This is a genomic window from Mycobacterium sp. IDUB_24, from assembly GCF_055419385.1.
Genome location: NZ_JBVAXO010000004.1, coordinates 350,647 through 364,964, shown reverse-complemented (window position 1 = coordinate 364,964; position 14,318 = coordinate 350,647). Strand labels below are relative to the sequence as shown.

At 67.3% G+C, this 14,318-nt stretch carries 14 protein-coding genes; 5 read left to right on the top strand and 9 right to left on the bottom strand.

Going from position 1 to position 14,318, the window contains the following annotated elements; all coding sequences use genetic code 11:
- Positions 1 to 117: 117 nt before the first annotated feature.
- The 6 genes from ACZYZF_RS17105 to ACZYZF_RS17080 all read right to left on the bottom strand — a co-directional run bounded on the left by ACZYZF_RS17105 (position 118) and on the right by ACZYZF_RS17080 (position 5,604).
- Positions 118 to 693, bottom strand: coding sequence for a DNA-3-methyladenine glycosylase I (locus ACZYZF_RS17105; protein WP_463746416.1), 576 nt, complete (start codon positions 691 to 693; stop codon positions 118 to 120).
- Positions 690 to 1,070: a DivIVA domain-containing protein gene (locus tag ACZYZF_RS17100; protein WP_463746415.1), complete on the bottom strand. Its 381-nt coding sequence runs from the start codon at positions 1,068 to 1,070 to the stop codon at positions 690 to 692. Before ACZYZF_RS17100 ends, ACZYZF_RS17105 begins: the two co-directional genes overlap by 4 nt.
- A 132-nt stretch (positions 1,071 to 1,202) precedes the next feature.
- Positions 1,203 to 2,153 carry a glucosyl-3-phosphoglycerate synthase gene (locus ACZYZF_RS17095; protein ID WP_463746414.1) on the bottom strand — a complete coding sequence of 317 codons (951 nt, stop codon included), beginning with the start codon at positions 2,151 to 2,153 and terminating at the stop codon, positions 1,203 to 1,205.
- On the bottom strand, positions 2,150 to 2,974 hold the full coding sequence (gene folP / locus ACZYZF_RS17090) for a dihydropteroate synthase (RefSeq protein WP_463746581.1): 825 nt from the start codon (positions 2,972 to 2,974) through the stop codon (positions 2,150 to 2,152). The genes ACZYZF_RS17095 and folP overlap by 4 nt, the downstream gene beginning before the upstream one ends.
- Before the next feature lie 197 nt (positions 2,975 to 3,171).
- The gene (fadD6, locus tag ACZYZF_RS17085; RefSeq protein WP_463836337.1) at positions 3,172 to 4,950 is read right to left on the bottom strand and encodes a long-chain-acyl-CoA synthetase FadD6; all 1,779 of its coding nucleotides are present in this window, start codon (positions 4,948 to 4,950) and stop codon (positions 3,172 to 3,174) included.
- A 93-nt stretch (positions 4,951 to 5,043) separates the two neighbouring features.
- Positions 5,044 to 5,604 (bottom strand): LOG family protein, encoded by a 561-nt coding sequence (locus tag ACZYZF_RS17080; RefSeq protein ID WP_463746412.1) that lies wholly within the window; start codon positions 5,602 to 5,604, stop codon positions 5,044 to 5,046.
- A 163-nt stretch (positions 5,605 to 5,767) separates the two neighbouring features.
- On the opposite strand from ACZYZF_RS17080, the gene ACZYZF_RS17075 reads away from it, so the two are divergent.
- The 4 genes from ACZYZF_RS17075 (at position 5,768) to ACZYZF_RS17060 (ending at position 10,034) form a co-directional block, all read left to right on the top strand.
- On the top strand, positions 5,768 to 6,451 hold the full coding sequence (locus tag ACZYZF_RS17075) for a TetR/AcrR family transcriptional regulator (RefSeq protein ID WP_463746411.1): 684 nt from the start codon (positions 5,768 to 5,770) through the stop codon (positions 6,449 to 6,451).
- Between the two features lie 52 nt (positions 6,452 to 6,503).
- Complete coding sequence (locus tag ACZYZF_RS17070; protein WP_463836336.1) at positions 6,504 to 6,890, top strand: anti-sigma factor antagonist; 387 nt, start codon at positions 6,504 to 6,506, stop codon at positions 6,888 to 6,890.
- 10 nt (positions 6,891 to 6,900) lie between these two features.
- Positions 6,901 to 8,985, top strand: a complete 2,085-nt coding sequence (locus tag ACZYZF_RS17065; RefSeq protein ID WP_463836335.1) for an AAA family ATPase — start codon at positions 6,901 to 6,903, stop codon at positions 8,983 to 8,985.
- A gap of 167 nt (positions 8,986 to 9,152) precedes the next feature.
- Positions 9,153 to 10,034 carry a type VII secretion target gene (locus ACZYZF_RS17060; protein ID WP_463836334.1) on the top strand — a complete coding sequence of 294 codons (882 nt, stop codon included), beginning with the start codon at positions 9,153 to 9,155 and terminating at the stop codon, positions 10,032 to 10,034.
- On the opposite strand, the gene ACZYZF_RS17055 is transcribed toward ACZYZF_RS17060, so the two are convergent.
- From ACZYZF_RS17055 to dapE, 3 genes are all read right to left on the bottom strand, one after another.
- Positions 10,015 to 11,637, bottom strand: coding sequence for an ABC-F family ATP-binding cassette domain-containing protein (locus ACZYZF_RS17055; protein WP_463836333.1), 1,623 nt, complete (start codon positions 11,635 to 11,637; stop codon positions 10,015 to 10,017). The two genes, ACZYZF_RS17060 and ACZYZF_RS17055, sit on opposite strands and share 20 nt — an antisense overlap.
- Before the next feature lie 172 nt (positions 11,638 to 11,809).
- Positions 11,810 to 12,175 carry an RNA-binding S4 domain-containing protein gene (locus ACZYZF_RS17050; protein WP_463746406.1) on the bottom strand — a complete coding sequence of 122 codons (366 nt, stop codon included), beginning with the start codon at positions 12,173 to 12,175 and terminating at the stop codon, positions 11,810 to 11,812.
- The gene (dapE, locus tag ACZYZF_RS17045) at positions 12,172 to 13,269 is read right to left on the bottom strand and encodes a succinyl-diaminopimelate desuccinylase (protein WP_463746405.1); all 1,098 of its coding nucleotides are present in this window, start codon (positions 13,267 to 13,269) and stop codon (positions 12,172 to 12,174) included. Before dapE ends, ACZYZF_RS17050 begins: the two co-directional genes overlap by 4 nt.
- 10 nt (positions 13,270 to 13,279) lie before the next feature.
- Here dapE and dapD point away from each other — a divergent pair, with 10 nt between their 5' ends.
- Positions 13,280 to 14,260 (top strand): 2,3,4,5-tetrahydropyridine-2,6-dicarboxylate N-succinyltransferase, encoded by a 981-nt coding sequence (gene dapD, locus ACZYZF_RS17040; protein ID WP_463746580.1) that lies wholly within the window; start codon positions 13,280 to 13,282, stop codon positions 14,258 to 14,260.
- Positions 14,261 to 14,318 lie beyond the last annotated feature (58 nt).

Genomic DNA, 14,318 nt, shown 5'->3' with positions numbered 1-14,318 from the left:
GTTGGCGGCACCCGGCATTGAACTGCTACTGAACTAGCCCTATTGTTCCTTATCCGCGGCGGCGGTTGTACAAAGACCCGTCGGATACCGACCGAAGGCATGTTTTACCGGTCGCAATTACTGTGCCGGAACCCAGCAGGCCGCGACATGGTCGTCGACCATGCCGGTGGCCTGCATCAACGCATATGCCGTGGTGGGGCCGACGAATTTGAAGCCCCGCCGCTTGAGTTCCTTGGCCATCGCGGTCGATTCCGGGGTCACGGCGGGCACTTGGGCCAGGTCAGCGGGCCGCGGCCGGGCCGGTGGGGCGAATGACCACAACAGCTCGCTCAGGTCGACGTCGAGCTCGGTGACGGCCCTGGCATTGGCGATGGTCGCGACGATCTTGGCCCGGTTGCGCACGATGCCCGCGTCGGCCATCAACCGCTCGACATCGTCGTCGGTGTACGTCGCGACCACGGTCGCGTCGAACTCGTCGAACGCGGCCCGGAAATTCTCCCGCTTGCGCAGAATGGTCAGCCAGCTCAGCCCGCTCTGGAAGGCCTCCAGGCTGATCCGCTCGAACAACGCAGCCGAATCCCGCAGCGGGCGGCCCCACTCGGTGTCGTGATAGTCGCGGTAGAGGGTGTCACCCGCGGCCGCGCTACTCGGTGAGACGGCCCAGCCGCAGCGGATCCGGCCGTCCTCGGTCATGACTCCTCCGAGGTGCGGACTTCACCTGCGGTGGCCGACACCTCTTCCTCGTCGGCGGCGTCCTCGTCGTCGAAGTCGTCGGGCACACCGTAGGCGGCGCGCACCGCTGCCAACTCCCCGCGGACCGAGTCGAGCTCGCGGCCCAGTCGATCCAGCACCCAGTCCACCTCGGTGGTCTTGTATCCGCGGACGACCTGGGCGAACTTGATGGCATCCACATCGGCACCGGTCACGCCCGAAGCAGGCAGGACGGTGGCGGTGGTGCCACGAGGAAGCGGCGGCAGCGTCTCACCGCGGCCGAAGATGACGCTGCCCAAGCCGAACAGCACCGTGGCCACCAGAACCAGCACCACCAGGTACAGCAGTATCAGTGTCACGCCCTCGATACTGCCTCACGCATGCGACATCTAGCGCGGGCGCAGGGCGACGATGGGCCACTCACCCGCCGAATGTGCACACAGATCGCGTTCTCAGCGATTTTCGCGATCTGAGCGCACCGTCGGCGCCGATCAATGCGGGCGCAGGGTCACCATCGGTGGGCGGTCGGCCAGCGAGACCGACGACACCCGCGGGGTGAAGTCGTCACCGTCGGCGTAGAACTGCGTCAGCCCCACCCCCGAATCGGTGATCCCGCAGCGGGACAGCAGGGTCGCGATGACCTGCCGGCTCATCGAGGCCAGCTCGGTCAGCGGCCGGTTGCGGTGAGCCCGCACCCCCAAGTTCACCTGGGCGATGGCATCCAGGCCGAGGCGGTCGTAGGTGTCGACCAGCAGGCCGATCTCCACGCCGTAGCCGGGGGCGAACGGCACCGAGGTCAGCAGTTCGCGGGTGCCCGCATACTCGCCGCCGAGCGGCTGCAGCACGCAGTTCAGCTCGGGGCGCAGCGAGGCCAGCAGGGGGCGTGCCACCAGCTCGGTGACCCGACCGCCACCGTTGGCGTCCTCGGCGCCGCTGACCTTGAGCGGCCGCCGGTAGAACCCCTTGACCAGATGTACTCCGTCGGCGGTCAGCAGCGGGCCGAGGAGTTTGGGGACGAACATGGGATCGGGGTCGATCAGGTCGGAGTCGACGAAAGCGATGATGTCGCCGGTCGTGGCGGCCAGCGACCGCCACAGCACCTCACCCTTGCCCGGCTGCGGTGCGATCTCGGGCAGTGCCACCTCGCGGCTGACGACCCTCGCCCCGGCCGCGACCGCGCGGATCTCGGTGTCGTCGGTGGAGCCCGAGTCGAGCACGATCAGCTCGTCGACCAGCCCCCCGAGCAGCGGGGTGATGGTCTCGACCACAGAGGCGACGGTTTCTTCCTCGTTGAGGGCGGGCAGCACCACCGAAACCGTGCGGCCGGCCTTGGCGGCCTCAAGCTCGGCGATGGTCCAACTCGGCCGGTTCCAGCTGTGATCGGTCAGCCAGCGGTGGCCGATGACGCCGTCGATAAATGACAGATCAGGTAGAGCGGTCATGCCAGTCCCCTCACTGTTCGTGCGGGTGCCCGCACTCCCTGGATCGACGCGACCATCTCCAGCACGCGCCGTGTGGGTCCAACCTCATGTACCCGGAACATGGCGGCTCCATCCGCGGCGGCCAGTGCCGTCGCGGCCAGGGTGCCCTCCAGGCGTTCGGTCAGATCCACACCCAGAGTCTCCCCGACAAAATCCTTGTTGCTCAGTGCCATCAGCACAGGCCATCCGGTCTTAACAAGATCTTTTACGTGACGCAACAAACTAAGACCGTGATGAGTGTTTTTGCCGAAATCATGGGTCGGGTCGATCATGATCCGGTCACGAGGCACACCGGTTGCTGCCGCTCGCTCGGCCGCGGCAGTCACCTCGGAGATGACATCGTCGACGACGCCACGTTCGGTGATCCCGTAGTTCACCCGGAACGGCCGGGTGCGCGGCACAGCTCCGCCGGTGTGTGAGCACACCAGACCGGCACCGAATTCGGCGGCCACCTCGGGCAGGCCCGGATCCGCGCCGGCCCAGGTGTCGTTGATCAGATCGGCCCCGGCCGCACAGGCCTGTTTGGCCACCGCCGCGCGCCAGGTGTCGACGCTGATCAACTGGTCTGGGTAGGTACTGCGCAGCCATTCGACGAACGGCACGACGCGGGCGATCTCCTCTTGTGAATCGACCACGCTCCCCGGGCCTGCCTTGACTCCACCCACGTCGATGACGTCAGCGCCCGCCTCGATGGCACCGCACACCGCTTTTTTGGCCGCGTCGTCGCTGAAGGTGGCACCGCGGTCGTAGAACGAGTCCGGCGTCCGGTTGACGATCGCCATGATCAGCGCACGGTCGTGCGCGACCGGGCGCCCGCAGAACAGGCCATTGCTCGTCGACAACACGCCTCCATAGTGCCTGGTGCGGCACCCACGGCAGTATTCGCGCCAGGTTCCACGCCGTTTTCTGCCTGTTGGTCGTCGCGCGACGCGATCGACAGCCCAGGTGTGGAAATCAGCGCGGAGCTGTACCCGCCGGCTTACTTGGGCCGCTTACCGGCCGTCACTTCCTCGGGGTATTCGGGGTAGAAGGGCACGTAGCCCTCCTCACGACCGGCCAACACATACAGCGGATCCTTGACGTCGGTGCCGTAGCCCTGCTTGCGCAGGTCGACCTTCTGGCTCTTGAACGTCGAGGTGTGCGCCAGTTCGGAGACGACACGGACGAACAGCGGCACGGCGTAGGCCGGCAGGTCGCTGTAGAACGCGTCAGCGACCTCCTTGCCGTCGAACTCGTGGTCGGCCTTGAGCTGCAGTGCAGCCATGCCGGCGCGGCCGCCCGCACCGGGCACCTCCACCCCGAACACGGTGCACTCGTCGACGCTCGGGTGCCCGGCGAGCGCGGCCTCGACCTCGGTGGTGGCCACGTTTTCGCCCTTCCACCGGAACGTGTCACCGAGTCGGTCGGCGAATGCGGCGTGGCCCAGGCCCTGGGAGCGCATCAGGTCGCCGGTGTTGAACCAGACGTCGCCCTCCTTGAAGGCGTCGCGGACCAGCTTCTTCTCACTGGCGGCCTTGTCGGTGTACCCGTCGAACGGCTGCAGCGCGTTGATCTTGGACAGCATCAGGCCGGGCTCGCCGCGCTTGACCTTGCGCAACCGGCCGTCGGCGCCGCGGGCGGGTTCGCCGCTGTCGGCGTCGTATTCGACGAAGGCGACCGGGCTGGGGCAGATGCCGGTGGACTTCGAGACGTTGAAGACGTTGACGAAGGCGGTGTTGCCCTCGCTTGCGGCGTAGAACTCGCAGACGCGCGGGATGCCGAACCGCTGGGTGAACTCGTCCCAGATGGCCGGGCGCAGTCCGTTGCCGACGATGACGCGGACCTTGTGTGCGCGGTCGGTCGCCTTGGGCGGCTGGTTGAGCAGGTAGCCGCAGATCTCGCCGATGTAGACGAACGCGGTCGCGCCGTAGTCGATGACCTCGTCCCAGAATCGCGAGGCCGAGAACGACTTGCCCAGCGCCAGTGCCGCGCCGGAGTTCAGTGCCGAACCGACCGAGACGGTCAGCGCGTTGTTGTGGTAGAGCGGCAGGCAGCAGTACAGGGTGTCATCGCTGTGCAGCCGCAATCCCAGACCGCCGAATCCGGCCAGGGCCCGCAGCCAGCGGTAGTGCGTCATGACACTGGCCTTGGGCATGCCCGTGGTGCCCGAGGTGAAGATGTAAAAGGCCTTGTCCTTGGCCAGGACTGCCGACGTGCTGGCCGGGTTGGTGGTCGGCGCGGTGGACGCCAGCCGGCGCAGCTCGTCGACCGTGATCAGCCCGTTGACCTCGGCCCCGCATTCGGTGACGTGCTCGACCAGATCGGCCTCGGCCACCACTGCGGCGGCGTCGAGCAGCCCGAAACTGTGGGCGAGCACCTTGCCGCGCTGGTGGTAGTTGAGCATGCCCGCGACGGCGCCGCACTTGACGATGGCCAGCATCAGCAGCACGGCGTCGGGCGAGTTGCGCAGCATCACCCCGACCACGTCGCCGTGTCCGACGCCTTTGGCGGCCAGCACCGCGGCGTAGCGGTTGACGGTCTCGTTGGCTTCCCGGTAGGTGATGCGCTCATCGCCGAACTTGAGGAAAACCCGGTCGGCGTACTGGGCCGCCCGCTCCTGGAACACCTTGCCGATCGACGTCTTGGCCGTCGGTCGGGCCATCATTCCGGTGACGACACCCCGCACGATGACCGGCGCATCCATCAGCAGACCGGGTACCTGGCTGGCGAGGTCGAGTAGGCCGACGCTGCTCCTGGTGCCCGATTTCTGGTCGGTCATGCGGTGTCCCCCTGCGCGTTGTTATGGGTCTCGAGATGGCTCTCGTGTGGCCAACACCATAGCCGCGCCTGGTAACCGCCGTTACCGCCGGTTCTAGGTAACCGCCTCGCACGCCTCGAGTGCGGCGGCGACCTCGTCGACCACGACCAACCGATCCAGGGCCGCCTCGCTCACGTAACCGGAGGCGACGAGCCCGCGCAACCAGTTCAACAATCCGTCGTAGTGGCCGAACGGGTCGAGCAGCACCACGGGCTTCTCGTGCATCCCGAGGTAGCCCGCTGTCCAGGCCTCGAAGAATTCCTCCAGGGTGCCGATGCCGCCGGGCAACGCGATGAACGCGTCGGAGCGGTCCTCCATCTCCTTCTTACGTTCGCGCATGGTGTCGGTGACGACCAGTTCAGCGGCGTCCACATCGGCGAGCTCGCGGTGAACGAGCGCCTTGGGAATGACGCCGACCGTATGGCCGTTGCTGGAGCGGGCCGCCCGCGCCACCGCACCCATGGCCGAGACGTTGCCGCCGCCGGAGACCAACGTCCATCCGCGCTTGGCGATCGCCACTCCAACCTCACTGGCCAAGGCCAGCAGCTCGGGATGGGTGGGACCCGAGGCGCAATAGACACACACCGCAAACTCGCGGTCAGATTCACCGGACACGCACACAACCTAGAGGGTGCTGGTGAACCGCCGATGTCGGGTTGGGTGATGTCCGTCGGGTGATACCCGTTGGGCGATGTCCGTTGGGTGATGGACTCGGCCCACCCCCCACGGGGAGACTGGACGGAACTCGAAGGGCGATCCTGGTGATTGAAAGACGGCGATGACGGACAGCGACGAACAACCGACACGGTTGAGCCGCGAGTTCATCTTGGATGCCGCGATCGAGCTGATCGATCGCGAAGGTCTGACCAAGCTGACAATGCGTCGGCTGGGAACGGCCTGCGGCGTCGAGGCGATGGCGCTCTACCGGTACGTGCACAGCCGGGGCGATCTGCTGACCGGAGTCGTCAACCACATCGTGGACCGCCTCCACACCGATCAGCTCGCCGCGCGCCGGCAGGAGGACGGTTGGCAGGACTTCCTGGTTCGGCTCGGTCACGGCGTGCGTCAGATCGCCATCGAACATCCCGAGGTGTTCCCGCTCGTAGCGACGGAGGCACCTGAAGCGCCGTGGGTACGGCCTCCGCTGCGGAGCCTGCGCTGGATGGAGACCTTCCTGGAGACCCTCATCTCCTATGGGTTCACCGATGAGGCGGCCGTGGCCGCCTACCGGACGTACACCACGTTCCTGGTGGGTCAATTGCTGCTCGAAGTATCCGCTCGCGGCGTCGCGCTGAGTCCCGCCGAGGCGGTGCTCGACGACGAGCCGCGTGCCGATACGTCGCTGGCCGACTACCCGAACCTCCGACGGTTGCAACCGATGCTTGCCGAGGACCACAGCGTCGACGAGTTCGAAGACGCGTTGGAAGCCTTGCTCGACCGCATCGAAAGCTGGCTGAACTAGCGGTCGACGGAATCATGATCAAAGCCTGTTTACAACGTAAACAGACCCGGCTATGCTCGGTTTCACCGTGGAAACGCACCATGATCACCAGCTGCACTGGACGGCTCGAATCACAGCCGAAGGCCTCATCGTTCAGGTCTTCGGACAGGTGGATGCCCACAACGAATCCACGTGGGCACGCATGCTCGCCGAATCGGCGCGCGCCGCTCCCGAGGGTTCCTTGCTCATCATCGACGGCGGATCCCTCGATTTCATGAGCTGCGGGGCGCTGGTCGCCCTGGCAAAGCAGGCCGTCGACAGCCGCCAGAAAGGTGTCACCCTGCGGCTCGTCACCACGCATTCGAGCATCCGGCGAATCATCGTCGAATTCGGTATGGACGACGCGATCTCGGCGCACCCGGACGTCGATTCGGCGTTGAAAGGCGACTGCCCACCATAGGATTCGGTGGATGGCTGTCGACTGGGTGATCGCACCGCGTGACCGCGCGCTCGACGGCCTGGAGGTCGGCCTGCACGAACGCCGCGGCGCCGCCCTAGTGGGCCCCGCCGGGGTGGGCAAGACATCAGTGGCCCGAACCGCGGCCGAACACCTCGCGCCCGATTTCCGTCGTGTGCTGTGGATCACCGGCACGGAATCAGCTGCGGCAGTTCCCTTTGCGGCGGTCGCGCACCTGATCGACATCCCCTCGGCGGGCAAGACCGCCGACGTGATGCGCGCGGCACGCGAGACGCTCGGATCCCAGTTGCTGGTGGTTGTCGATGACGCGCATCTACTGGACCGGTTGTCCGCGGCGCTCGTGTACCAACTCGCCGTGACAGGCGCGGCCAAACTCATCGTGACCGCGTCCGCAGGGCCGCCCGATGACGTCGCGGCGTTGTGGGCTGACCGGCTGGTGAACCGCGTCGAGATGTCACCGCCGGGCCACGACGACGCCCGGCTGGCCGATCAGGTGGACACGTTTCTCGCCGACCTGCCCGACGACGTGGCAGTGGTCTTGCGACAGCTGGCAGTGCACGATCCGCTGCCACTTACCGATCTGACGGCTCTGACCAGCGCCGATGCCGTGCAGGCGGCACAACACAGCGGCGTCGTTCGCGTCGACGACGATGTGGTGCACTGTGTGCATCCGCTTTTCCTGAGCGCCATGCGGGCAACCATCGGCGGACCCGGCCTGCGACGGTTGCGCAACACGGTGATCCAGCGGTTGGCCACCGCGCCGCGCCCCGGTGTGGTGGACCGGCTGCGGGTGGCGGTGCTGGCCCTCGACAGCGACGTGTCCCTGCCCGCCGATGAACTCGTCGACGCGGCAGGCGAGGCGCTGCGGTTGGGCGACCTGGAGTTGAGCGAACGGCTGGCGCGGGCCGCGACCGTTTCCGGCGATGAATCCAATCCCCGTTTCACGGGTCTCCTGACATTGGCGTATGCGTTGGCCTGGCAGGGCCGCGGTCGCGAGGCCGACGCCGTGTTGGCACAGATCGACCCGGCCGGTCTTTCGGAGGACCAGCTGATGGCGTGGGCGCTGCCGCAGGCGGCCAATCAGTTCTGGATGCTGTCAGAACCCGAGCGCGCCACGGCGTTCCTGAAGGCCACCCGCCGACGGGTGTCGACGCCGCGGGCGCAGACCACGCTCGACGCGTTGGCGGCGACCTTTGCGATGAATGCCGGTGCGCCACAACGAGCTTTGGGCCTGGCACTGGAGGTGCTGGCCTCCCCCGCGGCCGATGACACCGCGGTCGGCTGGGCGGGGTCGACGGCGGCGCTGAGTTGCGCGCGCCTCGGCGCCTTCGACCGGGTGGACGCGATGGCCGAGCGCGCAGTGGCGGCGGGGCATCCAGGCCTGTTGCGGTTCACCAGCGGGTTCGGCCAAACCACCGCGCTGCTGATGACCGGCCAACTGGACCGGGCGCAGGAGCTGGCCCAGCGGATCACCGATTTCACCCAGCTGCTGCAGCCGGGACGCGCCGTCGGCGAGGTGCTGACGGCCGATGTGTGGCTGGTGCGCGGTCAGTTTGATGAGGCGATTGCCCTGTTACGCAAGGCAACTGCCGCGTTAGCGCCGACCGGGTATTCCTGGGGCCCGCTGGCCTGGATGTTGTTGGCCCAGGCGCTCGGGCAACGAGGCATGCCGGTTGAGGCCGGAAAAGCACTGTCCCGTGCGGAATCTCGGCACGGGCTCAAGTCGATGCTGTTCGCGCCGGAGCTGGCACTGGCCCGGGCCTGGACGTGTTCTGCCCGTAAGGATCCGGTGGGCGCGGTGACCGCGGCGCGCGAGGCAGCCAAAGCCGCTGAGCGCGGCGAACAGTCCGCGGTGATGCTTCGCGCCTTGCATGATGGCGTGCGTCTTGGGGATGCGCGCGCCATCGACGCGCTGGCCAGGGTGGATCTGGATTGCGTGTTCGGGCGGCTGACGCTGGACCACGCCCGCGCGTTGACGGCCGGCGATAGTGCGGCGTTGGCCGACGTCGCCGAGCGGTATCGCGACGTCGGGATGCTCGCGGCTGGGAACGATGCCGCGCGTCAGGCGTCTGCGTGAGCTATAACCTCGCGGCGATCCGTCTGGACCGCCCAGACCTCACTGTCAAGGCGACCCCTCCCACTGGACGCCTTACCTGGTGACCAACGGCGATATTTCGCGCGCAGCACCCACCCATGCCGACAGTAGAATGCGCAGTCAGAACCGCATGATCTCCAGGGGGCTCGATGAACCAGTTGTTCGCCAACACGGATGCCATCCAGGGCTTGCAAGGGATCGTCGGCGGTGTCGGTGACGACATCGGCAGCTTCAAGAATGTCTTCTCGGGCCCGTCGGACCTCGCATCGAGCCAGGGCCCCATCGGATTCCCGGTTCACAATGCTCATGGTGGCGCGATGTCGTCCCGGGACGGCGCGCTCGGTGCCACCCAGGTCGCTGCCGGCCGGATGGCCGATTTGCTCGGCCAGGCGTCGAAGGCCTACGAGCGTGGCGATCTGGCCGCCGCCGAGCGGCTCAAGGCCCAGGCCGATGCGCTCGGCGGAAGCTCCTCGGCATCCACGGGTGGCGGTGGGGGCAGTGCTCCGGCGGCAGGCGGTGGCGGCGCCGACGGTGCGGGCCAGATGATGGGCCAATTCAGCCAGATGGCCGGGCAGATGATGCAGTCGGTCACCCAACCGCTGCAGGGCCTGTCCCAGGCCATGACGCAGGTGCCGCAGCAGGTCATGCAGGGAGTGCAAGGCATCGTCGAGGCCGCCACCCAAGCAGCCGGAGGTGGCGGCGACGCTGCGGCCACAGCAGCGGATGTCGGCGGCGCGGGAGCCGAGGACGCCATCAAGGCCAATGCCACCGGCCATGAGGGCCCCGGGGACGGCCAGGGCAATGGCTCCGACAGCGGCCCGGCTGATCCGCACGACGACAAGCACGATGGCAAAGACGACAAGAACGACTCCGAGCCCGAGCCCGAGCACCGGGCCGAGGCCGGCGCCAGTGCACTTGGTCACCACGAACGACTCGGCGATCGAGCTTCGGCCGGGGTGCGGTCGGAGGACGGTTATGGCGTCAGCACGGTACCGGCCCAGGTCCACAACATCAGCCCGCGCCGACAGTAGCGCTCAGCTCGCCGCCTTCCAGCCGCAGCCAGCGGTCGATGCCGATCGCTTCCAGGAACCGTTCGTCGTGGCTGACCACCACGAACGCCCCCCGGTAGGCGTTCAGCGCCGATTCCAACTGGCCCACGCTGACCAGGTCGAGGTTGTTGGTCGGCTCGTCCAACAGCAGTAACTGGGGTGCGGGTTCGGCATAGAGCACGCAGGCCAGCGTCGCCCGCAACCTTTCCCCGCCCGACAATGCCGCGACCGGCAGGTGGATGCGGTCACCGCGAAACAGGAACTGCGCCAACAGGTGCATCCGCCGGGTGTGTGACAGGCTGGGCGCGGCGGCCGCCAGGCTCTCGGCCACCGTACGGTCCTCGGTCAGCAGATCCAGCCGCTGCGACAGGGAGGCGATGCGCCCGTCACCCCGCTGCACCGTGCCTGAGTCGGGCTCCAATGCGCCGTCGATGATCCGCAGCAATGTCGATTTGCCCGCCCCGTTGGGACCGGTCAGGGCGATGCGCTCCGGCCCGCGGATGGACAGACCAATACCGTTGTCGACGAACAGTTTCTGCCCGCCACGGCTGATCTGGAGGCCTTGCCCGGTGAACACCGTGCGCCCAGCGGGCACCACGGTATCGGGCAGGTCCAGCGCAATCACATTGTCATCGCGCAACATTCGTTCGGCTTCGTCAAGACGGTTGCGCGCCTCATCGACCCGTTTGGCGTGCACATCGTCGGCGCGGGCCGCCGATTCCTGCGCATCGCGTTTGAGCTTGCCGGCCACGATCTTCGGCAGACCGGCGTCCTTGACGTTGCGCGCCGCGTTCGACGAGCGTCGGGCGGCCCGCTCCCGCGCCTCCTGCATCTGCCGCTTCTCGCGCTTGAGCTGCTGCTCGGCGTTGCGGACGTTGCCCTCGGCCACCGACTGCGCAGCCTGCACCGTTTCCTGATAAGCGGTGAAATTGCCTCCGTAGAAGATCATTTCGCCGCGGTACAGCTCGGCGATCTGATCCATCCGGTCGAGCAGCACCCGGTCATGGCTGACCACCAGTAGGCAACCCGCATAGCTGTCGAGCGCCTCATACAGCCGCTGCCGGGCCGCACTGTCCAGGTTGTTCGTGGGCTCGTCGAGCAGCAGCACACTGGGCCGCTTCAGCAGTTGAGCCGCCAACCCCAGGGACACCACTTCCCCGCCGGACAACGTGCCCAACCGGCGATCGAGCGCCAGGCCGCCCAGCCCGAGTCGGTCCAACTGGGCACGCGAGCGTTCCTCGATGTCCCAGTCATCGCCGATGGTGGTGAAGACCTCCTCACTGGCGTCACCGGCGGCCAAGGCTGCCAATGCATCCAGCACCGGAGAGATCCCCAGCACCGCCGCTACGGTGAGATCGGCTGTGAACGGCAGGCTTTGGGGCAGATAGCCGACGACGCCGTCGGCCGTCACCGAGCCCGATGAGGGGCGATACTCCCCGGCGATCAGTTTGAGCAGTGTGCTCTTTCCGGCGCCATTGGGGGCCACCAGCCCGGTATGGCCGGGGCCGACGGTAAACGACAGGTCGGCGAACAGCTCGACGTCATCGGGCCAGGAGAAAGACAAATGGGAACAGACGATAGACATGCTGGTACTCCAAGATGATGCGGGCATCACGCACCGCAAAAAGGAACAGGGTGACGAATCGGCTCTCGGGGATCACCCAGAGATGTCGTCAGGTCCCAGCATGTTTTCGGCCCACCTCGGTTGACAGCAGATGCGTTACCCATAGTACGCACGGGTGCAACCGGTTTTCGGTTCAGAAAGTTCCGCGCAACTGATCCAGTTGGCGCCGTTCACGTTTCGTCGGCCGGCCGGCACCTCGATCGCGGACCGGAACGGCAGCCACGATCTCTTTGGGCGGCGGTGGCGGGCTGCGGTCGATCAAGCATTCGGAGGCCACCGAGGGCCCGACGCGTTTGGCGATCGGGCGGATGACCTCCACGATCCGCTCCCGCCCGTCCAGCCGGACCCGCACCTCGTCACCGGGGCTGACGTGTTGCGCCGGTTTGGCGGGCACATTGTTGACCCGGACGTGTCCGCCGCGGCAGGCGGCCGCGGCCGCGGACCGGGTCTTGGTGATGCGCACGGCCCAGATCCAGCTGTCGACGCGAACGGTACTCACGTCAGGTAGCGCCGCAGCATGTCGGTGGTGGCGGTGATCGCGGCGACATCGACCCGTTCGTCGACCTTGTGCGCGAGGTTGGGGTCACCCGGCCCGTAGTTGACCGCCGGAATTCCCAGCGCAGCGAACCGCGACACGTCCGTCCAGCCGTACTTGGCGCGAACGTGTCCGCCGGCAGCGGCCACCAGCGCGGCAGCGGCGGGTTTGGCCAACCCCGGCAGGGCGCCCGCGGCGGCATCGGTCAGGTCAATGGTGACGTCGAGCCCGTCGAACACCTCGTGCACGTGGGCGACGGCCTGCTCGACGCTGCGGTCGGGGGCGAATCGGAAGTTGACGGTCACCGATGCGGCGTCGGGGATGACGTTGCCGGCGATGCCACCGTCGATACGGACCGCCGACAGCCCTTCCCGGTAGACACAACCGTCGATGTCGACGTCGCGGGGCTGATACTTGGTGAGCCGGTCCAGCACGGCGCCGAGTTTGTGAATCGCGTTGTCGCCCAGCCATGATCGGGCGGAATGGGCGCGGGTGCCGGTGGCGCCGACGACGACGCGGATGGTGCCCTGACAGCCCGCCTCGATGAAGCCACCGGAGGGTTCGCCGAGGATCGCGACGTCGGCCTGCAGCCAGTCCGGCAACTCGCGTTCGATGCGGCCCAGGCCGTTGGCGCTGGACTCGATCTCCTCGCAGTCGTACATCACCAGGGTGATGTCGTGGCTGGGCTCGGCGATCGTCGCGGCCAGGTGCAGGAACACCGCGTCACCCGACTTCATGTCCGAGGTGCCGCAGCCCCACATCTCGCCGTTCTTGATGTGGCTGGGCAGGTTGTCGGCGGCGGGCACGGTGTCGATGTGCCCGGCCAGCATCACCCGCGAAGGGCGGCCCAGGTTGGTGCGGGCCAGCACCGCATCCCCGTTGCGGACCACCTCGAACCACGGCGCCTGCGCGCGCAGCGCAGCTTCGATCTCGTCGGCGATGCGCTGCTCGTGACGTGACTCGCTGGGGATGTCCACCAAGGCAGCGGTCAGCGCGACCGGATCGGCAGTCAAATCGAGCGATGAGCCGCTTGCGCGAAGAGCCGAAGAGTGCGCCACGGTCCTCGACATTAGTCCAGTACCGTGTAGCAACGTGACTGCAGCATCTGGCGTCGGCCTGGCCACCATCACCGCCGACGGGACCGTCCTTGACACCTGGTTTCCCGCCCCTGAGCTGAGCGCCTCCGGCGAGGCCGGCACGGTGAAGCTGACGGGTGACGACATTCCCGCGGATTTCGCCGGGCTGACCGGCCCCGATGCTGACCGCGGCGTCGAGGTGGTGGCGGTACGCACCACCATCACCTCGCTCGATGACAAGCCCGCCGACGCGCATGACGCCTACCTGCGGCTGCACTTGCTGTCGCACCGGCTCGTGGCCCCGCACGGCGCCAACCTGGACGGCGTCTTCGGTGCGCTGGCCAACGTGGTGTGGACGAACTTCGGGCCGTGCGCGGTCGAGGGCTTCGAGACGGTGCGCGCGCGGTTGCGGCGGCGCGGTGCGGTGACCGTCTACGGCGTCGACAAGTTCCCCCGCATGGTCGACTACGTGCTGCCGTCGGGCGTGCGGATCGCCGACGCCGACCGCGTCCGCCTGGGCGCACACCTCGCCGCGGGGACCACGGTCATGCACGAGGGCTTCGTGAATTTCAACGCCGGCACCCTGGGCACCTCGATGGTGGAGGGCCGGATCTCGGCAGGTGTGGTGGTCGACGACGGCTCCGACGTCGGTGGCGGCGCGTCGATCATGGGCACCCTGTCCGGCGGCGGCAAAGAGGTGATCTCGGTCGGCAAGCGTTGCCTGCTGGGCGCCAACTCCGGCCTGGGCATCTCGCTCGGCGATGACTGCGTGATCGAGGCCGGGCTATATGTCACCGGCGGCACCAAGGTCACGATCTCTGATGGCGGCCAGACTGCCACTACCACCAAGGCCATCGAACTGTCCGGCGCGAACAACCTGCTGTTCCGCCGCAACTCGCTCTCGGGCGCGGTCGAGGTGGTCAAGCGTGACGGCACCGGCATCACGCTCAACGATGCGCTGCACGCCAACTAGATCGGCACGCCGAGTGTGAACAAGGTGGCGAACTTTCGCGGATTATTCGCCATCTCGT

What these genes read in the sequence shown, in the direction of transcription:
- ACZYZF_RS17105 (WP_463746416.1), bottom strand. Translation starts at nt 693, where the DNA reads ATGACCGAGGACGGCCGGATCCGCTGCGGCTGGGCCGTCTCACCGAGT.
- ACZYZF_RS17095 (WP_463746414.1), bottom strand. Translation starts at nt 2,153, where the DNA reads ATGACCGCTCTACCTGATCTGTCATTTATCGACGGCGTCATCGGCCAC.
- folP (WP_463746581.1), bottom strand. Translation starts at nt 2,974, where the DNA reads ATGGCGATCGTCAACCGGACGCCGGACTCGTTCTACGACCGCGGTGCC.
- fadD6 (WP_463836337.1), bottom strand. Translation starts at nt 4,950, where the DNA reads ATGACCGACCAGAAATCGGGCACCAGGAGCAGCGTCGGCCTACTCGAC.
- ACZYZF_RS17075 (WP_463746411.1), top strand. Translation starts at nt 5,768, where the DNA reads ATGACGGACAGCGACGAACAACCGACACGGTTGAGCCGCGAGTTCATC.
- ACZYZF_RS17070 (WP_463836336.1), top strand. Translation starts at nt 6,504, where the DNA reads ATGCTCGGTTTCACCGTGGAAACGCACCATGATCACCAGCTGCACTGG.
- ACZYZF_RS17065 (WP_463836335.1), top strand. Translation starts at nt 6,901, where the DNA reads ATGGCTGTCGACTGGGTGATCGCACCGCGTGACCGCGCGCTCGACGGC.
- ACZYZF_RS17060 (WP_463836334.1), top strand. Translation starts at nt 9,153, where the DNA reads ATGAACCAGTTGTTCGCCAACACGGATGCCATCCAGGGCTTGCAAGGG.
- ACZYZF_RS17055 (WP_463836333.1), bottom strand. Translation starts at nt 11,637, where the DNA reads ATGTCTATCGTCTGTTCCCATTTGTCTTTCTCCTGGCCCGATGACGTC.